We start from the raw sequence: 21,338 nt of genomic DNA on the forward strand, positions 1-21,338 counted from the left end.
CCATGAAAAATAATAATATGCACCGTCGCGCAGCGGCGCGGCGCCTCTCTTTGCTTGCCGGTTGCATTACGGTCATGATGGCTCCGGCCATCAGCGTAATGGCCGATTCGACCAGTGAACTGATGATGTTTGCCGAGATGAGCGGACATCGCCCGGCCGCCCCCGCTGCGGCACCGGTACGCAGCGCGCCGGTGCAGCGCGTGCCCGTTGCGCCAGCCCAGCGCTTTGCAACCGCGCCGGCACCGCAACCGATGTTTACGCAACCTCAGGCCGTGCCGGTTGCGCCACCGGTGGCCACGCCACGCGCTCAGCCGGCACCAGCACCGGCACCTTCACCGGCACCAGCGCCAGCGCCAGCAGCGCCGATTGCCCCGCCGCCGGTGCAGCCGGTACAGGGCGGCGGTTTTCTGACGGAGGAGCAGCGCCAGCCGGAACCAAAGCAGACGAATCCGCTGCTGAAATCGGTACGCACTTTCAACCCGCAGCAGCCTGCGCCGGTGCCGGTGAATGAAGCAGAAGTAAAAGCGCAGAGCGAGTTCAGCTTTGTCAGCCCGCCGGTAGCGGAAACCAGAACCACCGCCGCCGATGCCGCCGTGGCGCGTTCACCGGTCAGCCTGAGCGGCGCGGTGGATGAAACCGTGGCTGAATCCGAGCTGCGGCAGAAATTCCTCTCGGCCGCACGTATCACCTGGCGCATCAGCCCGGCGCTGAAATCATCCGTGGCGCAGACCGATGCCGCCGCCGCCAGTGTGGATGAGGCGAAAGGGCAGCGCTGGCCGCAGCTGGATGTCAGCGCCAGTTCGGCGACCAAAGAGTTTGGTGGCGGGGTAAAAAGCGACGGTAGTCAGAGCAACGTGCCGGCGCTCGGCGTGTCGATGGCGACCAACCTGATTGATTTCGGTCAGACCAGCCGCACCATCGAGAGCCGCGAAGAGCGCGTGACCTCGGCGCAGCAGGCGGCGCAGGCGCAGCGTGAAGAGCTGGCGATGCAGGTCAGCAACGCGCTGATTGAGTGGAACAAGCAGCAGCGGATCATTGCCATCAGCCAGCAGTACGTGGCGCGCATGACCGAACTGACCACCATGCTGAGCGGCATTGTGCAGTCAGATACCGGTCGTCGCAGCGAGCTGACGCAGGCCAAAGGCCGATTGCTGCAGGCGCAGAGTTATCTGGAGAATGCCGAGTCGCGCGCGCGCGATGTCGAGATCACGCTGAACCGCCTGATGGGCAACAGTCGCGTGACGCTGCCAGCCAGCGATCGCTGGGCGATGAATTTTGGCGATCTCAATCGTCAGCTGGCCAGCCTGGATTATCATCCGCTGATCCTGCGCGCCAGCGCGGAAACGCGAGCGGGGTTTAAAGAAGCGGAGGCGATTAAAGCTTCCGGCCTGCCAAAACTCAACTGGACGGTAACCAAAAGCACGCGTGAGGATCAGCTCGGTCGCCAGCAGGCGTGGCAAACCGGCATCAACGTTAGCTGGGGTCTGTTCCGCGGCGGTTCAACCAACGCGCAGGAGATTGCGGCGATTAAACGCGCCGAAGCCAGTCGTCAGCAGGTGCAGGAGCAGCGGCGCGATCTGGAGAATCGCGTGCGCGCCGCCAGCCAGGATGCGCACTCCATGGCCGATCGCGCCGCGCTGTATAAAAGTTTAATTGTCGAGTCTGACCGCATCCGCAAAGACTTTTTCGATCAGTGGTATCACCTCGGACGCCGCTCGCTGCTGGATGTCCTGAGCGCCGAGAGCGATCTGTATAACAACCAGGTGAGCGAAGTGAGCAATCGCTTTGACAGCTACGCGGCGATCATTCGCGGCTACTCCAGTGCCGGCATCCTCAGCCGCTGGCTCACCACCGGACGTTAAGCGTCAGCGCGCTGTGGCGGGTTAGCCGGTACCAGAAATAGCAGCGCAACCGGGATGGCAGCGAACAGCAGCAGTGCCGCAGCGGCGCTGCTGCTGTAGATTTGCGCAAAGAGTATCGCCCCGCCAATTTGCCCAATCGCCAGCGTCAGAAACGCCGCCGCCACGCCAGAGGCCGCATTCTGTGGCGTGGCGGCGGCACCCGCAACCAGCAGGATACCCGACAGCGTGACGTATCCCGCGCCGCACAGCGCCGCCGCCGGTACCAGCCAGTAGCTAAAGTGGGTGAGCGCCGCCAGCAACAGCAGTGGTGCGGCCATCGCCAGCTGCGCCAGCCAGTACACCTGACGCATACCGATGCAGCGTGCCAGCGGACCGGTCAGCGCGCCGAGAATGCCGGCCGCGCCGCTAACCAGCCACAGCATACTGGCCTGGCCCTCGTTCAGGTGGCTGTGCTGGCGTAACACATCCGGTCCAAAACACCACCACGCCGCGCTGGCGACACCGCTAAGAAAAGCGATGATGATTACCCGCTGCAGCGCGCGGTTGTGCAGCCGATCGCGCCAGCCAACCGGCGATCTCTGTGGATCGGCACGCCCGGCGGGCAGGCAATAGCGTGCCAGCAACAGGCTGATTAACGCCAGCGCGGCAAAACAGCAGCAGGCCGCGCGCCAGCCGCCGGGAACCAGCATGAAAATGGGCACTGACACAATAATGCCCGCGCCGGTGCCAGCGTTAATGAGCGTGTTAGCGGCGGTTTGCCGCGACGCGTCAAGTTGCCGGCTCACGGCACTGGCGAGCGCCGGCGAAGCCAGTCCGGCACCGAGACCGGCGATAAGCAGCCCACCGGCAATCAGCCATGCGCTGCTGGCAGCGGCCAGCAGCAGTAAGCCGAACATAGCCGTCAGCGCTGCCAGTATGGCGGTGCTGCGCACGCCCCAGCGCGCCAGCAGCAGCGTGGCGCCGGGCGTGGCCAGGCAGTAAGCCAGATAGCTGCAGGCGGCCAGCATGCCCGATGCGCGCGGGCTGAAGCTGATCTGCTGCGCCACCTGCGGCATCATCATTCCCCAGGCAAAACGTGCCAGTCCGTAGGTCACGGCGATCAGCATAAAGCCGCTTAGCGTCAGGCGGAGTGAAGCTTTCATGGCGTATTCGCCATCAGTTGCTCAGCCGCCAGACGCGCAGTGACCGCGGCCTGCGGACCGTCAACCAACCCGGCCATAATCGCCCCTTCAAACAGTATCCAGATGGCATCGGCCAGCGCTGACGGCGAATTTCTGTGCGAGTGCGCCACGCAGGCACGGATGTAGCCGCGCTGCCAGTAGCGATAATCCAGCGCCTGCGCCGCCAGCTCAGCATCCTGCTCCGCATACTCACCGTACGCTTTGGCAAAAAAGCAGCCGAGCGATCCTTCCGCCTGCATCCACTGTTCCAGCACCGAAAACAGCTGGCTGATGGCTACCGGATCGTCTGGCTCTGACAATAAATCGGCAAAGCGCTGCCGGCGCGCGGTCATCACCGCGGCAGTTAACCGCTCGCGCGACGGAAAGTGCTGATAGAGCGTACGCGTGGAGACCTTCGCCTCACGGCAAATGTAATCGGTGCTGGTGGCATGAAAACCGTTGTTGTAGAACAGCCGCTCGGCAGCGTTCAGGATGTGTTGTTTTTTACGCATACCTTAAAAAGTAAACCGATCGTTTTACTTTTGCAAAGTTACGGGAGCGAAAAACGGGTGCGAGGCGGTTAATCACCGCCTGTTTTAGTGATGCAGCTTTGAAGAAATTATCAATCAGGAAACGCGCTTAGCCCAGTCGGGCGATGCGCGCTCGGGCGTCATCCAGATGCTGTTGTAACGCGGCGAGGCACGGCGCAAAACGATCTGAGAAGCCATCGCAACTGTTCGTCAGAGACAAAAATTCCTCCGCCAAAGCCAGCGCTTCCCGCCATATATCGCTGCTGACCACTTCCGGCAGTGACGCTGGCCGCAGCGTATTCACGATGGCGCCGCCCGCTCTGGGCGCAAAGCCCATCGGCAGAATGTCGTAAGCCGGCGCGAGGTGATAAGGACGGCCATGGCGACTGATGAATGACAGGTTACCGGCGTGCATGTCGGTATTGCCGATCAGCATGCCGAATGCCCAAAGCCGGGCCGTACTATTAGCGGCCTCAGAATGGACACACTTTTCCGCCACAAGATGGTTGACGAGGACCGGCCAGCTTGCGCTGGCATTGCCGACGAACTCTGCATCAAGCGCGCGCAGCGAAAACACGCCGATACGGCCCATTTTGCCCACCCGATCGAAGCGGGGGATTTCGAGGAAGCGCTGCCCTTTAATATCAAACACGTCGGTCTCTACACCCAGCACTTTCAGGGCCAGATGCTCAGCCATCAGCAGATCGCGCCAGCGTTCACTGACTGGGTTGTCATCTGCTGCGGTGAATTTCACCAGCACATGACCGCGTTCGGTATAGGTGCAGAATTTTGGCTGCTCGCCACCCGCAGATGAGCCCGGCACCTCACCAGCGCCCGCAGCCCGCGCCAGTTCGGGATACGCCGTCGCGCGCTCCACGGGTGTTGGTTCGGGCATTTCCAGAAAACGGCTGCGCGCCTGCTCGCCGATCAGCAGGTTGCCGACCGCATCATGACCTTGCGCCAGCAGCGCTCTGACGACATCTGCGTCCGCCCATTGTTCGGGATTCGCCGGCAGACCGAGCCCGCTGGCATAAGTTGAGGCATACGCTCTGCCGAGATAGCCCTGCGGTCGCATGTCAAACAGCCACCACGGCAGCCCGTCGCTGTGAAAGCTTTTCTGGTCCGCCTGCACCATCACAAATCCCTCTGGACGAACCGGAATCAGCTCGCCGAGAGGTTTGATTTGCCCTTCATCGGTAACGCGATAAATCGGAGCCGATCGGAATCCGCGAAACGTATCCCGCAGGGCATATTGAATAGATGGACCCGCCCCGATTTTGACGATGTCATCACCCAGTTCTCTAATCGCACGGGAAAGCGTAGGCTGGCTTATACCCATTTTTTTAGTGAGTTGCCTTCCTGCCATCGGCCCGCTATAGAGAAGCTGGCGTACGGTTTCCGCATGCGTGGACATAGTGTTGAATCACTTTATGAATAGATAGGTGAATAGGTTTTTGAATAGTTAATCTAGCAGGTAAGCAGAGAGGAGTCACTGGGATGTACTGCGCCTGGTGTGCAAAATGTGTGGTTCTGTGGGGAGTTTAGGCTGCATGAAGTTTAGCGAGGTGGATTGCGGTGTCGTTGTCGTAAGAGGTGGTTGTTAACACAACAACAGCGTGAGGCAGTATGAGCCGGAAAGGCAGGCAAAACAGGTGATGTCAGGTTGAAAACGGGAAGGGGGCTGCGCATTGGAGTTTTAACTGTATCAGCAAAAAACGCTGACCTTGTATCGCTATTGTTGAAATCAAAATAGCAAAGCCACCTGTTTAAGGGTGACTTAAGTAAATCAGATGAACAAGTTATTGGCGGCCTTCGCTAAGTTAGAACCACTGAACAAGCGATTATGAGTCCCAATTTGAAGTAAGATTAATCAGTAACTTACTAATTTTTATGTTTTCTTTAGGCTGAATAGTGATGAAAAGTGGCACATAGCGTTGCGCTCTGCTGCCACTTTTTTTTAGTATGAATCTACTTCTTTTAATCCTACGGAATCAGGATTACTACAAATAGAACTGTCGAAAGATGCGCGAGATTGAGGCAATACTCTACTTAGCAGGCCACCTTACAAAACGTTAATAACTTCATCTCGGCGAAGCATAGAGATGAATTTATTAAGACTCCACACTAGGATGCTTAAAAGTATTACTCCAATCCCACTGAATATTAGTGTGTTATCATTAGAGTATTCCCATAGTGTTTTGTTTTGGCGTAAACTGTTTTTATAAAAAAGGTAAGCATTTCCCGATATGACTAAATTATTATCAGTTGATGTATAGGCATAAAGGTCATCGCCTATAAACATTATATTATCCATTTTGTTGGATTCAATATTTTTTCCATCCAAAGATAGCTTATCAAAAGAGTGAAGAATAAATCCGTCTGCATAACCATTTGAAATATATCTTTTAAATAACTCTTCTTTTGTGACACTCTCGATTGTATTGTAAATCAAACCTCCTTTTATTTCGATGTTATTTCCTTCACTATCAATAGTCGGGTTGTAATATTCATCAATATCCGACGGTTCTAATTTGACAAGAAGGCCAGCTAAAACAGCATCATTTTCTTTAATGTTGACTGAAGGACTGATGTTGTTCATGTTAACTATTTCACATTTAAGTTGCTGGTCTATATTTTTTGTGCGTAATCTTTCGGCTTCTATATTAATTTCTTTGTCAATTCCATTTATAGATAGTGTAAATTTTATGATTTTTTTATTATAATTCTTAGGATATTCGATCACTGGAGTGGCAATGTAAAAACCTGCTCCTGAATTGGATGGAAAATATATTGTTTTCCCATCGGTTATTTTATTTAGTGTATAGGTGCCCTTTTCATTACGTTCTGCAGAGAACATGTTTACAAGTTCATCGTTGCTCATGGCGTGGCCAGATTTATCATCAAATCGAATAATTGACATCGATTCGGATGGTTTTATAGAAAATGACCTAACATTGTCATACTGTATTGATTTTGAAAGAGGTTTTTTTATGTGGTAGCTATCTATGCAGTTGAATAAAAGTGTAATAGCTAAATTATAAGATTGGTTTTCTTTGAGGTTGGATTTTATTTCGTCTATCTTACCAAAGACTTGTAGCTCATTTTTAATTTCAAAAGGATTTTCTAAGATCGAAAATTTTTCTCTGTTTTTATTTTCTTTAATATTATCAGATGAGTTTATTTTTGATGTTAAAAAGTAATTCCCAGAAAGGTTCTCAGAAGTTGATACTGAGAAGTTTACATTTGTGGGCCGATAAAAGAGACAAATTACGTAGTAGCTTATAGTTAACATAATTAGGCAGGTTAAGGCATAACATATATAACTGATCACATGCCGGAGAGGAAGGTTGATACTATTTAATCTCAATAGGGAATATTTAATGTAATAAAGAAATACTAAAAACATTGCAATGACAGAAGAGCCGATAGCATTCGCAATAATGCATTCAACCATGCTTTTAGCAGTCAATGCATCGCTTGTATAAAGAACTATTGCATCAGTAACAGTCAAGGATAATATAGAGCTTAATATGCATGAAAGAAATATTTGCACCGATGATCGAAAAAATAGCGATGATATAATAACCAAAAGTACAGGGATGTAGTTAAAGTTATTTGTTAACGAGTAACTGGATGAAATATAAGCGTTAAGGGTGGGCATTTTAGTAATTGCTTCTTCAAACGCGCTTCCATAAAGATTGGAGCTATCACTACTTATAAATTTAAATATGTAAAACTGAACTTGCGACCCTATTGAGGTAATTGTCCAAAGACATATGAATATAAAAAGCAAATCCAAATAAGACGTTTTTCTGTTCAAACTAATTCTAATCATTTAAATCTCTTTATTTTTAGTTGTTAAATCATACTCTGTAATGTGATCGTTAAGTTTTAATTATCACTTCAAAAGTAAATTCATTTGGGTTTATTTTATTATTGGTGGACGGGCTTTTTTAATTTTCTATAATAAATAAATGAAAAAGACACGTGAGTGTCACTATTTTTTAAAAATTTAATCTCAAATGACCTATTAAGCTTTAATTTAAATTTCATACTAATTCCATTCGAAATAGAGAGTTGAGTTTGGTGGCTTCATATAAATGGTCGGGTGCAAAGTGTGCGTACCTCATCGTCACTTTGATATCGGTATATCCCAATATACGCTGAAGCACAATAATATTGCCAGCGTTCATCATGAAGTGTGAGGCGAAGGTGTGACGCAAAACATTTTTCAGCTGTCCAGCAGGCGGTCTCGATTCCTGCGCGTTGCAAAGCCTTCCTAAACGCTGAATAGCAAGGTTTAAAGAGCACCTGCGCTTTCCTGCTGAATGGCAGTTGAGCCTGCAATTTCCAGTTATCGGCACCGCCTGGCTTACCTTTAGCTCAGTTTTTTCATAGATTATCTGGCCCGATCGGATCTCATTCTCCCTAAAACAGCATTTTATGTTCGAAAAGACTTCTACAATTCAAAAGCTATCTCGCTCTGCATATAATTTTCACCAAAAAATAGTTATATGATCTCAAGAAAATTATTGGTAAAAGCATTATCACGCGATAGTTGAGGTGCGACAAAGTTGTTTTTAATCAGTCGATTACGAAAAGGTTAATAACAAATTCTCAATGCGATACTATTTTATACTACTGGGCTGAGCGCTATTGCACAGTGGGTGACTGCAGCAAAGACAACACCTTTAAAAATCTCTTAAACCGGCTCTCAGTTGATGGAACCTAGCTCCGGAGCCTCTTATCTTCATTTTTTACGCTTTAGAAGGATTACCAGTATTAGAGAAAGCAGAATTGATATAGAAATATTGACTATTAATATAAAATCAATAACCGACTCATCACCATAGATCTGCAGGGCGTTGGCGATTGAATAAAATATTGATGCAGGAACTAATAACGCGATCGCTTTAGAGATTGCCACGCAACAGATGATAAATAACAAAATGAGTAAAATAATACGCATCATCAGTACACCTTTACCGTTCCATAGGCTTTCAATTGACTACCTGGAATATTGAGAGTGGGGCCGGCGCGCAGGAACATATCGCGCATGTACTGAAACTGGATAGGATGAGCAAGTGTAATACAGCCCTCGCTAAGACCGAGCGGTCCTATGGGATGGAGCCTGAAATTCCCACGTCTGACGCCCTCCACAAACGTGTAATCATCAATTTTGCCGTCATCGCGGTAAAGACCAAACCAGGTAGTCCGATCCGTTCCGTATATTTCTTTCAAAAACCTCTCACGCCAGGGACCTAATCTTCCACCTGATGGCCGCTCAACAATGTAATAACGTCCGCGCACTAATGGGCCAATATCGGGGACATGAGTTTTATCAGGATTATTACGGCCATCTTTCTGGCCTGAAAACGCGGGAAAAACACCAATGCCCGGACAATTGAGTGAAGTCATTTCACGACGATTTAATAACAGATAGCAGCTGTAAGACATAACGATTCCTTTTGTTAAGTCATTTCATAAGCTTACTAATCACCATTCAATCATTTTAAGCGATTAGTCTGGTCAGGCTTTGTAGTTACATATATTTAAAGCGGCACCATCCAAAGAGAGGACGGGGGGGATCACTAGGAAAGTGATTTAAATACATGATTTTATGAATATTTGGTGGCCCCTGCTGGGTTTGAACCAGCGACCAAGCGATTATGAGTCGCCTGCTCTAACCACTGAGCTAAGGGGCCAGCGGAGCGGGGATTATAAAGTATCTCGGTGGGGCGATCCAGCGTTGCTCAATCGGTTGGTGAAAATTCCCGCAATCACTGAGTCCTTGATCTCACAGGAAAAAATCCCGCAACCCCGGCAGAAGCGGACAATAAGCGCCCACTGCTGTCGCGTTTTTGAGACAAGGCTTGCTGCTGCCTTGTCTCCGGATGCGCAGGTTCAGCGATAGCGAGAGGCAGGCTTATTCAGCGAGATAAACGGCAGGATGGCGCCGCGCGCCTGCTCAAAGCTTTGCCACAGGCCCATATCTTCTACCGAAGGAATGGTGATCGCTTCACCGTCATCCAGACCGCGCAGTGCGGCGGCGACTAAGTCATCGACCTCCATCACCATCTCTGCCGGCAGGTCATCCACCGAGCGCCCGGTGCGCTGAAAGATTTCGGTGCGCGTCAGGCCCGGCAGCAGCGCCTGCACGCGTACGTTGTGGCCCGCCAGCTCGCGCTGCATATTACGCGTCAGCGAGAGCACAAAGGCTTTCGTCGCATTGTAGGCCCCGTTTGCCTGCTCGTTGACCAGCGCCAGTACCGACGCCACGTTCACGATGGTGCCCGCGTTGCGGCTGCGGAAAACCTGTGCGGCCGTGTGAGAAAGCTGCGTCAGCGCCACCACGTTCAGTGCCAGCATGGTTTGCGTCTGGTCGATGCTGGCGTCGATAAACTCGCCTTCCACCGTCATGCCCGCATTGTTGATCAGCGTGGTAATACGCGTATTGTTCCGCAGCTCGCGATCAATACGCACCAGATCCTCATGGCGCGTCAGGTCCGCGGCCAGCACGCTGACTTCCACGTCGTGCGCCTCACGCAGCGACTGCGCCAGTGCGCTCAGACGTGCAGCATCGCGCGCCACCAGAATCAGGTCGTTGCCGCGTGCGGCCAGCTGTTTAGCGTAAGTTGCGCCGATACCGCTGGAAGCGCCGGTGATTAAAGCCAGTTGGTGTGACATGGAAAAGCCCTCTGTATGATGGTCGTCATATTGGTGTGCTGATAATATGACGATCATCATATCTATCGTCAAGCTGGAATATGACGATCGTAATAATTACACTGATTGCCATTAACGATGAGCAGGGTAACAACCGATGGAAAAGCTAAGCCATAAGGCGCGCACGCGGCAGCGCATTCTGGAAGAAGCGGCGGTGGTGATGCGCGAATGCGGCACCGAAGGCATTGGCGTGGCAGCGCTGATGAAGCGCGTCGGCCTGACGCACGGTGGGTTTTATGCGCACTTTGCCTCGCGTGAAGCGCTGGTCGAAGCGGTGATTAGCGAGATGTTTGCCGACTCGGCGCAGCGTTTTGCCGCCGTGCTGGCGATTGAGGATCCGGCTGAACGGCTGAATCAGTGGATCGACCGCTATCTGTCGGACCAGCACTGTGGCGCGCCGGGCGAGGGCTGTCCGATACCGGCGCTGGTCAGCGAAGTGGCGCATTTACCGCCGGATGCGCGGGCGCTGTTTTCAGCGAAGCGCGAAGCGGTGCGGCGTCAGCTGGTGCAGGCGCTGCAGCAGCTGGGACATGCGCAGGCGGAGAGCATCGCCAGCAGCATGCAGGCCGAAATGGTCGGTGCACTGGCGCTGGCGCGCGCCTGCACCGATGAAGCGGAAGCGCGCCAGATGCTGGAGGTGACGCGTCAGGCAGTTAAACTGCGCGCCGGGCTGGTGACAGCATGAGCGATCACGACATCCGTGACATCATCGCGCCCGATTTACAGGTGCTGTTCTGTGGCATCAATCCGGGTAAATCCTCGGCGCATACCGGTTTTCACTTTGCGCATCCCGGCAACCGCTTCTGGAAGGTCATCCATCAGGCCGGATTCACCCGCGAGCAGCTGCTGCCGGAGCAGGAACAGCGGCTGCTGGAGACCGGCTGCGGCATCACCATGCTGGTAGAGCGCCCCACCATTCAGGCCAGCGAGCTGGCGGGCGCGGAGCTGCGTGACGGCGGCGCGCGTCTGCAGGAAAAGGTGCTGCGCTTTCAGCCGCGCGCGCTGGCGGTGCTGGGTAAGGATGCGTTTCAGAAGGCGTTTCGTCAGCGCAACGTGGCGTGGGGCGAGCAGCCGCAGCTGCTGGGCGAAACCCGTTTATGGGTGCTGCCCAATCCCAGCGGATTAAACCGTGCTTCGCTGGAGGAGATGGTCGCCGCTTATCGACAGCTTCATGATTGGTTACAGAATAAGGCGTGAGCTGGCTCTGTTTCATCAGGTAATAACGTTGTTCATCGTTTTGTTTCTGGCTACACCGGATGCTCCACGCAAAAAAGGAGCAGGGAGATGAAGCAACGCACCATGGTTTTGGCGGCACTGCTGCTGGCGGCGCAACCGGGCGTCCAGGCCGCAACGCTGAAGGTATTCAGTTCCGGCGGTATGTACCCGGTGATTGAAAGCCTGAAGCAGGATTATCAGCAGCAGAGCGGTGACAGCATTGAGCTGGAAGCGGCGCCGTCGATGGGGGACACGCCGCAGGCGATTCCTAATCGCCTTAAACGCCATGAAAGCGCCGATGTGCTGGTAATGGTGGATTACGCCATCAAGCCGCTGGAGCAGGCGAAATGGGTGGATAGCGCCAGTCATCAGGTGCTGGCGCACTCGTACATCGCCATGGCGGTGAAGCAGGGCACCACGCCGCCGGATATCAGTACCGTCGCGAAGTTCAAACAGGTGCTGACCACCGCCTCAAGTATCGCCGTGTCTGACAGCGCCAGCGGCAAATATATTCAGAGCAAGATGCTGGATAAGCTGCAGCTGGGCCCGAAAACGGCGGCGAAGATCACCGTGATTCCGGCCACGCCGGTGGGTGAGGCGGTCGCGCAGGGCAAAGCCGAGCTGGGCTTCCAGCAGAACAGCGAGCTGAAGGCGGTGAAAGGCATTACTATCGTGGGACTGATTCCGCCGGCGGCACAGCAGGATACGCTGTACGGTGCGGTGATCACGCGCAGCAGCCAGCAGCAGCAGGCCGCGGCGAAGTTCGTGAAATACCTGCAGAGCGACAAGGCGCGCAGCGTGATGCAGGAGAAAGGGCTGACGCCATACTGAAGGCAATAAAAAACCCCGGCAAGCCGGGGTTTTTACTGACCAGGACGATTAATCGTCGAGGAAGCTACGCAGCACTTCCGAGCGGCTCGGATGGCGCAGTTTACGCAGCGCTTTGGCTTCAATCTGACGGATACGCTCACGCGTTACGTCAAACTGTTTGCCCACCTCTTCCAGCGTGTGGTCGGTATTCATATCGATACCGAAACGCATACGCAGGACTTTAGCTTCACGCGCGGTCAGGCCAGCCAGCACGTCGTGGGTGGCTGAACGCAGGCTTTCCGAAGTCGCGGAATCCAGCGGCAGCTCCAGCGTGGTGTCTTCGATAAAGTCGCCCAGATGCGAATCTTCATCATCACCAATCGGCGTCTCCATGGAGATCGGCTCTTTAGCGATTTTCAGCACCTTACGGATTTTATCTTCCGGCATCAGCATGCGCTCGGCCAGCTCTTCCGGCGTCGGCTCGCGGCCCATCTCCTGCAGCATCTGGCGCGAAATACGGTTGAGTTTGTTAATGGTCTCAATCATATGCACCGGAATACGGATGGTACGCGCCTGGTCGGCGATGGAACGGGTGATAGCCTGACGGATCCACCAGGTGGCGTAAGTTGAGAACTTATAGCCACGGCGATATTCAAACTTATCCACCGCTTTCATCAGACCGATGTTGCCTTCCTGAATCAGGTCGAGGAACTGCAGGCCACGGTTGGTGTACTTCTTGGCGATGGAGATCACCAGACGCAGGTTAGCCTCAACCATCTCTTTCTTCGCACGACGCGCTTTGGCTTCGCCGATCGACATACGACGGTTGATGTCTTTCACCTGCTCAATGGTCAGGCCGGTCTCTTCTTCAATCTGCAGCAGTTTCTGCAGCGAACGCATGACGTCTTCTTCCACTTCCTGCAGTTTTTCCGACCACGGTTTGTTCATGGCCAGTGCCGCTTTGAACCAGCTCTCACTGGTTTCATTACCGGTAAACAGGGTGATGAAGTTTTTCTTCGGCATTTTGCACAGTTCAACACACAGCTTCATGATCAGGCGCTCTTGCGTGCGCACGCGCTCCATCATTTCACGCATGTTGTTCACCAGGTAGTCGAACTGCTTCGGCACCAGGCGGAACTGTTTGAACACTTCAGAGAGATTGTTGATCTCGGCCACGGCGTCCGCATGGCTGCGGCCTTTGGCTTTGATCACGGTGCGCGTGGTTTCGTACTGCGTACGCAGGTCGTTAAACTTCTCGCGCGCCAGTTCCGGATCGATAGAGTTATCGTCGTCGGAGCTGTCGTCGTCGCTCTCTTCGTCTTCCTCTTCGTCGTCGTCGCGGTCTTCTTCCGATAGCTCAGAACCAACGTGGGTCGCGGTTGGTGCCAGATCTTCCTCGGCGTTCGGATCGACGAAACCGGTGATCAGGTCAGACAGGCGTGACTCGCCCGCTTCAACGCGATCGTACTGATCGAGCAGGTAGGTGATTGCTTCCGGGTATTCGGCGACAGAGCATTGCACCTGGTTGATACCGTCTTCGATACGCTTGGCGATGTCGATTTCGCCTTCGCGCGTCAGCAGCTCAACGGTACCCATTTCACGCATGTACATGCGTACCGGGTCGGTGGTACGGCCAATTTCAGATTCAACGCTGGATAATACCTGAGCGGCAGCTTCCGCGGCATCTTCGTCAGTATCGGTGCTGTTTTCATTCAGCATCAGATCATCGGCATCCGGGGCTTCTTCCACCACCTGAATACCCATATCGTTGATCATTTGGATGATGTCTTCGATCTGATCGGAGTCGACGATATCTTCCGGCAGATGGTCATTGACCTCAGCATAGGTCAGATAGCCCTGCTCCTTACCACGGGTGACAAGCAGCTTAAGCTGTGACTGCGGGTTTTGCTCCATAAGACGGTATCCACACTTCTGTTAATTAGATTGGTGTCGGTCGGCAGCGAGCCAACTATAACAGTGAAGGCGTTGTATTTTTGCCGCTGCCTTCAACGCGGCCAGGGCTTTGGCCCATCGTAAATCGGCACTTAAGCCGCTTAATATTCTGTCCGGCGCTAACTCACTTGCCATTTTCAATGCTGGCAGTGCTCGCAATCCCTCACGTACGCCAGTACGCTCCGGTTGCTGCGTGCTGGCAGCCTTGAAACTGACAGCGACGTTAACGCCTATGGTATGTATGCATTGCTTCCGGCTTCGCTTACAGCGTCCATAAACCAGAAACATCAGGCAAGAAGGGCGGCGTTATCAGCCTTCATCATTCTGACCCGATAAAATCTTATTTTTTGGCTAATGCCTGGCTTAATGCCCAGAATTCACGGCGTTCGGCGGCGCTCAGGCCTTCAGTCCGGTCGCGCGCAATCAGTGCTTCGAGGCGCTGCTCCAGCGCAGCATCATAGATGCTTGCCAGCGAGTCCTGGAACACTTCTTCCGCTTCGTCATCTACGATCATGTGGTTCCAGGTGGCCAGTGTTTCAAGGGGCTGGCTAAATTCTGTCCCGCGATATAACTCTAGTAGCTGTCCGGTGGTCAGGCCAGGATTCTCAGTACAACGGCGGACTAACTCCACAAACAGCGGCAATCCCGCTAATTTAGACTGCTCCAGCCCGTCCAGCGCAGGCACGATGGCGGCAAATTGCGGATTCTGCACCAGCAACGCAATCAGCACGCGCATGGTGGTGCGTTTCATCGGTGGCGCCACCGGCGCGGTACCGCTTTCCGCCTGCTTCGGCATCAGCTTGTCTAACTGGTTATCGTCCAGAATGCCGAGTTTATTACCCAGCGTCTGACGCATATAAATCCGCAGCGTTTCGCCCGGAATCTGGCTGATCAGCGGCAGCGCCAGCGTCGCCAGCTTGGTACGGCCGTCGCGCGTACTCAGATCCACCTGCGGCATCAGGCTGTCGAACAGAAACGTGGAGAGCGGCATAGCCTGCTCCATCCGCGCTTCGAATGCTGCTTTGCCCTCTTTACGCACCAGGGTATCCGGGTCTTCGCCGTCGGGCAAAAACATAAAGCGTAGCTGACGACCGTCATTCATGTAAGGCAATGCGGTTTCCAGCGCACGCCATGCAGCTTCACGACCGGCGCGGTCGCCGTCGTAGCAGCAGATCACGTTATCGGTCGAGCGGAACAAAAGCTGGATATGTTCCGCTGTGGTCGAGGTGCCCAGCGAGGCGACAGCATAATCAATGCCGAACTGCGCCAGCGCAACCACGTCCATATAGCCTTCCACCACCAGCAGACGCGCCGGTTGCGGATGATTTTTTTGCGCTTCATACAGGCCGTACAGCTGGCGGCCTTTATGGAAAATCGGTGTTTCCGGTGAGTTCAGGTACTTGGGCGTATCGTTGCCCAGCACGCGGCCACCAAAACCAATCACGCGTCCGCGCTTATCGCGAATCGGAAACATCACGCGATCGCGGAAACGATCGTAGGTACGGCCGCTGTCATTGCTGACCAGCATGCCCGCTTCCATCAGCGATTCACGATCTTCTTTCTGCTGACCGAAACGCTTCAGGACGTTGTCCCAGCCGGCTGGCGCATAGCCAATAGCAAAGTGATCGATCACCTGCTGGCTCAGCCCGCGTGTGGCGAGATACTGTTGTGCTGATTTTGCCTGCGGATTGCGCAGGCTCTGCTGATAAAAGCTGTCTAAACCTTCCAGCAGCTGATACAGGCTCTGGCGCTGGTGGCGCTCCATCGGGCTCGGACCGTTGCCCGCTTCGTACGGCACTTCTAAGCCGTGCTGCGTGGCAAGTTCCTCAACGCTCTCAACGAAATCCAGACGATCGTGATTCATCAGGAAGTCGATGGCGTTGCCTTTGGCACCACAGCCAAAGCAGTAGTAGAACTGCTTTTCGCCGCTTACGGTGAAAGAGGGGGTTTTTTCGTTATGGAAAGGACAGCACGCGTGATAGTTCTTACCCTGCTTTTTCAGCTTAACGCGGGCATCGATAAGATCCACGATGTCCGTGCGGGCAAGTAAATCATTGATAAATACGCGTGGAATTCGTCCAGCCATAAGCCCCGGTTTTTCAGCTCATAAACGGCAACAAGCCGCGCTTCCTTTCGGAAAGCACGGCCTCTTACTTGACTCTGTCTGCGTTTAACACGCGGCGGAAGCGAACTTCCGAAAGAAATTAGTACAGACGAGTGCGGCGTGCGTTTTCGCGAGCCAGTTTCTTGGCGTGACGCTTAACAGCAGACGCTTTAGCGCGCTTACGTTCAGTCGTTGGTTTTTCATAGAACTCACGACGACGAACTTCAGCCAGAACGCCTGCTTTCTCGCAGGAACGCTTGAAGCGACGCAGTGCTACGTCGAATGGCTCGTTTTCACGTACTTTAATTACCGGCATGTAACTCTCACCTCGATAAAATTCGGTTTTTGCTGCTGACTGCGGCGCCAGCACTTTTCAAAATGGTGCAGCATTTTACTCCAGGCGCGGCTGGCTTGTAAAGCACCATGGACAATTTAGAACCAACAGGAGCGTTTGCCTGTGCGGCTGCCGGTTTTTTCAGGCCGTGGAGTATAGCGCACTCTTTGCGCGACAGAAAAACACTTTTTCGCGTGCGGAAGGGCGCAGGCGTCAGCCGGCCTGTGCTACACTGCGCGCCGCAAGAAGAGGGTGATAAAGCTATGCGAGTTCTGGGTATTGAAACGTCCTGCGATGAAACCGGCATCGCGATTTATGACGATGCGTCCGGTCTGCTGGCGAATCAATTATATAGCCAGGTGAAATTACATGCGGATTACGGTGGCGTGGTGCCGGAACTGGCCTCGCGCGATCACGTGCGGAAAACCGTGCCGCTGATCCAGGCCGCGCTGAAACAGGCGGACTTACAGGCCGGAGAGATTGACGCCGTGGCGTACACTGCCGGTCCCGGCCTGGTCGGTGCGCTGCTGGTTGGCGCCACCATTGGCCGCGCGCTGGCGTTCGCCTGGAACGTGCCGGCGGTGCCGGTGCATCACATGGAAGGCCATCTGCTGGCGCCGATGCTGGAAGACAACCCACCGGAATTCCCGTTCGTGGCACTGCTGGTCTCCGGCGGCCACACGCAGCTGATCAGCGTCACCGGCATTGGTGAATATACGCTGCTGGGCGAATCGATTGATGATGCCGCCGGGGAAGCGTTCGATAAAACTGCCAAGCTGCTAGGGCTGGATTATCCGGGCGGCCCGATGCTGTCGCGCATGGCACAGCAGGGCACGCCGGATCGCTTTAAGTTCCCGCGTCCGATGACCGATCGTCCGGGGCTGGACTTCAGCTTCTCTGGCCTGAAAACCTTTGCGGCGAATACCATTCGCGAACATGACGGTGACGAACAGGCGCGCGCCGATATCGCCCGCGCCTTTGAAGATGCGGTAGTGGACACGCTGATGATCAAATGCAAGCGTGCGCTGGAGCAGACCGGCTTCAAACGCCTGGTGATTGCCGGCGGCGTGAGCGCCAACCGCACGCTGCGTGAACGCATGGCAATCATGATGAGCGCGCGCGGCGGCGAGGTGTTTTATGCCCGTCCGGAGTTCTGCACCGACAACGGCGCGATGATTGCCTATGCCGGCATGGTGCGGCTGAAAGGCGGCACGCGCGGTGAGCTGGGTGTCAGCGTGCGGCCACGCTGGCCGCTGGCGGAATTACCGGCCATCTGATAATAAAAAACCGGCTGCGCGCCGGTTTTTTTATTTCTTCTTTTTACGCTTCCACACGCGGTTTTCCTGACCGCGCCACAGGCGCTGAATATTGTCGTGATGGCGCAGCAAAATCAGGCATGACAGCATCGACACCGGAAAGGTGAACTGCGGCTTAAACCACCAGACATAAAACGGGGCAATTAACGCGCTGACGATCGCGCCCAGCGATGAGTAGCCGCTGAGCAGCACCGTCAGCAGCCAGGTGCCGGTCATCAGGCCGGTCAGGTCCCAGCCAATCGGCGCGATGGCCCCAAACGCGGTGGCCACACCTTTGCCGCCGCGAAAGCGGAAAAACACCGGATAGATATGGCCGAGGCAGGCGGCGATGGCCGTGAGGCCAAGATACATCGGCGTGACGTGCAGCCACCAGGCGATCCATACCGGCACCATTCCCTTCGCCACGTCGAAAATCAGTACCGCGGCAGCGGCGGCTTTACCGCCAATACGTAACACGTTGGTGGCGCCTGGATTGCCAGAGCCTGCGCTGCGGGGATCGGGTAAACCAGCGAGTTTACAAACCAGGATCGCACTGGAAATCGAGCCGCAAAGATACGCGAAAATAATCATACCAAGCGCGATAGCACTCATAGCTTCGTACCGTTCCTTTTGGGTCGTTTTGTTCTCGATAAGCGTGGATAATACGCATAATCCGCCGGAAGTGGTATCCGGCTAAGCCAAAAACAGAGAGTGACATCATGGATATCGTATTTATAGAACAACTCACCGTGTTCACCACCATTGGCGTTTACGACTGGGAACAGGGCATGCAGCAGAAGCTGGTGCTCGATGTCGAAATGGCGTGGGACAACCGTCGGGCGGCGGTAAGCGACGATGTGAACCACTGCCTGAGCTATGCCGATGTCACCGAAGCGATCCTCAATCATTTACAGGGACAGCGTTTTGCGCTGGTCGAACGGGTGGCAGAAGAAATCGCCGATCTGTTGATGAATCGTTTCAAAACGCCTGGCGTACGCGTGAAGGTAGGTAAACCGGGGGCTGTCGCCCAGGCGGCGAGCGTGGGCGTGAGAATTGAGCGCGGGACTATTCCTAAATAAATCCTGCGTGATTGCCATCACAATGAAACCAAACCAAATTATGGTGTGTCTCAGTGGAGGCCGCTGCGCTGATGAAGGGGAAGTGACCGAAATCCTTAAGGTTTCCTTCAGCAAGGTGCAGGCATAATTTCAGGCGGTAGCGGTGCGCGACCGCCTTTTTACTGTTTAAAACGGATAGAGGGTAAAATTTGATGGCAGACATTCATCAGCTATGGGTAGCTGCAATCCTGGGGGTTGTGGAAGGCCTTACGGAGTTCCTGCCGGTCTCATCCACAGGCCACATGATTATTGTTGGCCATTTGCTGGGGTTCGAGGGTGAGAAGGCGGAAACCTTTGAAGTGGTGATCCAGCTGGGCTCAATCCTCGCCGTAGTGGTGATGTTCTGGCGCCGGCTGTTTGGCCTGATCGGCATTCACTTCGGCCAGGAGCGCCACGAAGGCGTCGGCAGCGGAAAACTGACGCTGATTCACATTCTGCTGGGTATGGTGCCGGCAGTGGTGATTGGCCTGGTACTGCATGACCAGATTAAAACCCTGTTTAACCCGATCAACGTGATGTACGCGCTGGTGGTGGGCGGCGTGCTGCTGCTGGCGGCGGAATATCTCAAGCCAAAGCAGCCGAAAGCGGTGGGCATTGATGACATCACCTATCGCCAGGCGTTTATGATTGGCTGCTTCCAGTGTCTGGCGCTGTGGCCGGGCTTCTCGCGTTCCGGCGCCACCATCTCCGGCGGTATGCTGATGGGCGTCAGCCGCTATGCGGCGTCCGAGTTTTCCTTCATCCTCGCGGTACCGATGATGATCGGTGCTACCGGACTTGATCTCTACAAGAGCATGGGCTTCCTGACGATGCAGGATTTCCCGATGTTTGCCGTGGGCTTCGTGACCGCCTTCATCGTCGCGCTGCTGGCGATCAAAGTGTTCCTTGAGCTGATCAAACGTATCTCGTTTGTGTCGTTTGCCATCTACCGCTTTATCGTCGCGGCAGCGGTTTACGCCATCTTTATGTAATGCGCGAGGCGCGGCCGGTTACGCTGGCCGCGCGTCGATTAACCCTTCCTGCAACGCCAGCACGCGCCGACGCGTCAGCTCTTCCCGCACCGCCGCGCCTTTGAAACCGGCCTCGACCACCGCTTTGGTGGGCACCGCCTGCGCCAGCGCAAACGCGCGCCGCAGATAATCGCCCTGCGGATAAGCCATGCTCTCCAGCGTCGTGCGCCCGCGAGCGTCGGCTTCGCTGGTCAGTGCCATCTTTTCCACGCGATCGGGCTTGCGCCAGGCGTCGATGCGGTCAAACAGCGCCACCAGCGCGTCAGCCGGCTGGCGTTCAATGGTGTGTACCACATCGTGAAACTCCGTCACCACCAGGGCCAGATCGCGCACCTGGTTCGGCACGCGCAGTCGCTGGCACAGCGCTTCAACAATCGGTACACCGGCCGGGCCGTGACCATGATGGCTCGGCCACTTCTCTGGCGGCGTCAGCGCTTTACCCACATCGTGGAACAGCGTGGCGAAGCGCACGTCAAGCTGGTCGGAGAGCGCTGCGGCCATGGTCAGCGTCATCAGCGCGTGGACGCCGGTATCGATCTCCGGATGCCACTTAACGGGGGCCGGAATGCCGTACAGGTTGTCGATTTCCGGGAACAGCACCTGTAATGCATCGCAGTCGCGCAGCAGCTGGAAATAGACCTGAGGATTGCGCGTCAGCAGCGCTTTTTCCGTCTCTTTCCACACCCTCTCTGCGGTGAGGTGCGCCAGTTCGCCGCTGTGCGCCATCTCGCGCATCAGCGCCTGGGTTTCAGGTGCCACGCGGAAATTGAGGTGGGCGAAACGGGCAGCAAAACGCGCCACGCGCAGCACGCGCAGCGGATCTTCATTAAAAGCTGCAGACACGTGACGCAGGGTACGCTGCTGCAAATCCTGCTGGCCATGATAAGGGTCGATCAGCGTGCCGTCAGCGGCCTGCGCGATGGCATTGATGGTCAGATCGCGACGCTGTAAATCCTGCTCCAGCGTCACGTCCGGCGCGAACTGGGTCACGAAGCCGGTATAACCGTTGCCGCTTTTGCGTTCGGTGCGCGCCAGCGCATACTCTTCGCGGCTTTCAGGATGTAAAAAAACCGGAAAATCCCGGCCCACCTGCTGATAGCCCTGCGCCAGCATGCTGTCGGGCGTTGCGCCCACCACCACCCAATCTCTATCTTTTACCGGCAAACGCAGTAAGGCATCACGCACTGCGCCACCGACCAGAAACGTCTTCACTCAACCACT

Annotated in this window: 18 protein-coding genes, 1 tRNA gene and 1 pseudogene; 7 read left to right on the forward strand and 13 right to left on the reverse strand. The window is 54.6% G+C overall.

The window, feature by feature from the left end; all coding sequences use genetic code 11:
• Nucleotides 1-2 precede the first annotated feature (2 nt).
• Entirely contained in the window at nt 3-1,862 is a 1,860-nt protein-coding gene (locus C1Y43_RS11220) for a TolC family protein (RefSeq protein WP_021509680.1), read from the forward strand.
• Here C1Y43_RS11220 and C1Y43_RS11225 read toward each other — a convergent pair.
• The 8 genes and pseudogenes from C1Y43_RS11225 to C1Y43_RS11265 all read right to left on the reverse strand — a co-directional run bounded on the left by C1Y43_RS11225 (nt 1,859) and on the right by C1Y43_RS11265 (nt 10,239).
• A complete protein-coding gene (locus C1Y43_RS11225) occupies nt 1,859-3,004 on the reverse strand; it encodes an MFS transporter (RefSeq protein ID WP_104188235.1) in 1,146 nt (381 codons plus the stop codon). The genes C1Y43_RS11220 and C1Y43_RS11225 overlap by 4 nt on opposite strands.
• Nucleotides 3,001-3,534 (reverse strand): TetR/AcrR family transcriptional regulator, encoded by a 534-nt coding sequence (locus C1Y43_RS11230; protein WP_104188237.1) that lies wholly within the window; start codon nt 3,532-3,534, stop codon nt 3,001-3,003. Before C1Y43_RS11230 ends, C1Y43_RS11225 begins: the two co-directional genes overlap by 4 nt.
• A 127-nt stretch (nt 3,535-3,661) precedes the next feature.
• Complete coding sequence (gene yjjJ / locus C1Y43_RS11235; RefSeq protein ID WP_104188238.1) at nt 3,662-4,966, reverse strand: type II toxin-antitoxin system HipA family toxin YjjJ; 1,305 nt, start codon at nt 4,964-4,966, stop codon at nt 3,662-3,664.
• A 648-nt stretch (nt 4,967-5,614) separates the two neighbouring features.
• Nucleotides 5,615-7,387, reverse strand: coding sequence for a hypothetical protein (locus C1Y43_RS23630; protein ID WP_146068656.1), 1,773 nt, complete (start codon nt 7,385-7,387; stop codon nt 5,615-5,617).
• Nucleotides 7,388-7,601: 214 nt separating this feature from the next.
• Nucleotides 7,602-7,976 (reverse strand): annotated as a pseudogene (locus C1Y43_RS11245) (tyrosine-type recombinase/integrase); the annotation flags it as partial.
• A gap of 547 nt (nt 7,977-8,523) precedes the next feature.
• Entirely contained in the window at nt 8,524-9,009 is a 486-nt protein-coding gene (locus C1Y43_RS11255; RefSeq protein WP_104188241.1) for a DUF2778 domain-containing protein, read from the reverse strand.
• Between the two features lie 172 nt (nt 9,010-9,181).
• Nucleotides 9,182-9,257 (reverse strand) — tRNA-Ile (locus C1Y43_RS11260).
• A gap of 199 nt (nt 9,258-9,456) precedes the next feature.
• The gene (locus C1Y43_RS11265; RefSeq protein WP_104188243.1) at nt 9,457-10,239 is read right to left on the reverse strand and encodes an SDR family oxidoreductase; all 783 of its coding nucleotides are present in this window, start codon (nt 10,237-10,239) and stop codon (nt 9,457-9,459) included.
• 136 nt (nt 10,240-10,375) lie between these two features.
• On the opposite strand from C1Y43_RS11265, the gene C1Y43_RS11270 reads away from it, so the two are divergent.
• The 3 genes from C1Y43_RS11270 to C1Y43_RS11280 all read left to right on the forward strand — a co-directional run bounded on the left by C1Y43_RS11270 (nt 10,376) and on the right by C1Y43_RS11280 (nt 12,324).
• On the forward strand, nt 10,376-10,963 hold the full coding sequence (locus tag C1Y43_RS11270; protein WP_021509633.1) for a TetR/AcrR family transcriptional regulator: 588 nt from the start codon (nt 10,376-10,378) through the stop codon (nt 10,961-10,963).
• Nucleotides 10,960-11,475, forward strand: coding sequence for a G/U mismatch-specific DNA glycosylase (gene mug / locus C1Y43_RS11275; RefSeq protein ID WP_058771358.1), 516 nt, complete (start codon nt 10,960-10,962; stop codon nt 11,473-11,475). Before C1Y43_RS11270 ends, mug begins: the two co-directional genes overlap by 4 nt.
• Before the next feature lie 87 nt (nt 11,476-11,562).
• Nucleotides 11,563-12,324 carry a substrate-binding domain-containing protein gene (locus C1Y43_RS11280; protein WP_104188244.1) on the forward strand — a complete coding sequence of 254 codons (762 nt, stop codon included), beginning with the start codon at nt 11,563-11,565 and terminating at the stop codon, nt 12,322-12,324.
• A gap of 48 nt (nt 12,325-12,372) precedes the next feature.
• On the opposite strand, the gene rpoD is transcribed toward C1Y43_RS11280, so the two are convergent.
• The 3 genes from rpoD to rpsU all read right to left on the reverse strand — a co-directional run bounded on the left by rpoD (nt 12,373) and on the right by rpsU (nt 16,676).
• Nucleotides 12,373-14,217 carry an RNA polymerase sigma factor RpoD gene (gene rpoD, locus C1Y43_RS11285; RefSeq protein ID WP_021509630.1) on the reverse strand — a complete coding sequence of 615 codons (1,845 nt, stop codon included), beginning with the start codon at nt 14,215-14,217 and terminating at the stop codon, nt 12,373-12,375.
• Between the two features lie 379 nt (nt 14,218-14,596).
• Entirely contained in the window at nt 14,597-16,342 is a 1,746-nt protein-coding gene (gene dnaG / locus C1Y43_RS11295; protein ID WP_021509629.1) for a DNA primase, read from the reverse strand.
• Nucleotides 16,343-16,460: 118 nt separating this feature from the next.
• Complete coding sequence (gene rpsU, locus C1Y43_RS11300; protein ID WP_001144069.1) at nt 16,461-16,676, reverse strand: 30S ribosomal protein S21; 216 nt, start codon at nt 16,674-16,676, stop codon at nt 16,461-16,463.
• Nucleotides 16,677-16,957: 281 nt separating this feature from the next.
• On the opposite strand from rpsU, the gene tsaD reads away from it, so the two are divergent.
• Nucleotides 16,958-17,971 carry a tRNA (adenosine(37)-N6)-threonylcarbamoyltransferase complex transferase subunit TsaD gene (tsaD, locus tag C1Y43_RS11305; protein ID WP_104188448.1) on the forward strand — a complete coding sequence of 338 codons (1,014 nt, stop codon included), beginning with the start codon at nt 16,958-16,960 and terminating at the stop codon, nt 17,969-17,971.
• A gap of 30 nt (nt 17,972-18,001) precedes the next feature.
• Here tsaD and plsY read toward each other — a convergent pair whose 3' ends face one another.
• Nucleotides 18,002-18,601, reverse strand: coding sequence for a glycerol-3-phosphate 1-O-acyltransferase PlsY (gene plsY, locus C1Y43_RS11310; RefSeq protein WP_021509626.1), 600 nt, complete (start codon nt 18,599-18,601; stop codon nt 18,002-18,004).
• A 107-nt stretch (nt 18,602-18,708) separates the two neighbouring features.
• On the opposite strand from plsY, the gene folB reads away from it, so the two are divergent.
• Together folB and bacA are read left to right on the forward strand one after the other, a co-directional pair.
• Nucleotides 18,709-19,068: a bifunctional dihydroneopterin aldolase/7,8-dihydroneopterin epimerase gene (gene folB, locus C1Y43_RS11315; protein ID WP_104188248.1), complete on the forward strand. Its 360-nt coding sequence runs from the start codon at nt 18,709-18,711 to the stop codon at nt 19,066-19,068.
• Nucleotides 19,069-19,259: 191 nt separating this feature from the next.
• Nucleotides 19,260-20,078 carry an undecaprenyl-diphosphate phosphatase gene (bacA, locus tag C1Y43_RS11325; protein ID WP_031280132.1) on the forward strand — a complete coding sequence of 273 codons (819 nt, stop codon included), beginning with the start codon at nt 19,260-19,262 and terminating at the stop codon, nt 20,076-20,078.
• 18 nt (nt 20,079-20,096) lie between these two features.
• Here bacA and C1Y43_RS11330 read toward each other — a convergent pair whose 3' ends face one another.
• Nucleotides 20,097-21,329 (reverse strand): multifunctional CCA addition/repair protein, encoded by a 1,233-nt coding sequence (locus C1Y43_RS11330; protein WP_104188250.1) that lies wholly within the window; start codon nt 21,327-21,329, stop codon nt 20,097-20,099.
• Nucleotides 21,330-21,338: the final 9 nt, after the last annotated feature.

Source organism: Pantoea sp. ICBG 828 (assembly GCF_002928355.1).
Taxonomy (GTDB): domain Bacteria; phylum Pseudomonadota; class Gammaproteobacteria; order Enterobacterales; family Enterobacteriaceae; genus Pantoea; species Pantoea dispersa.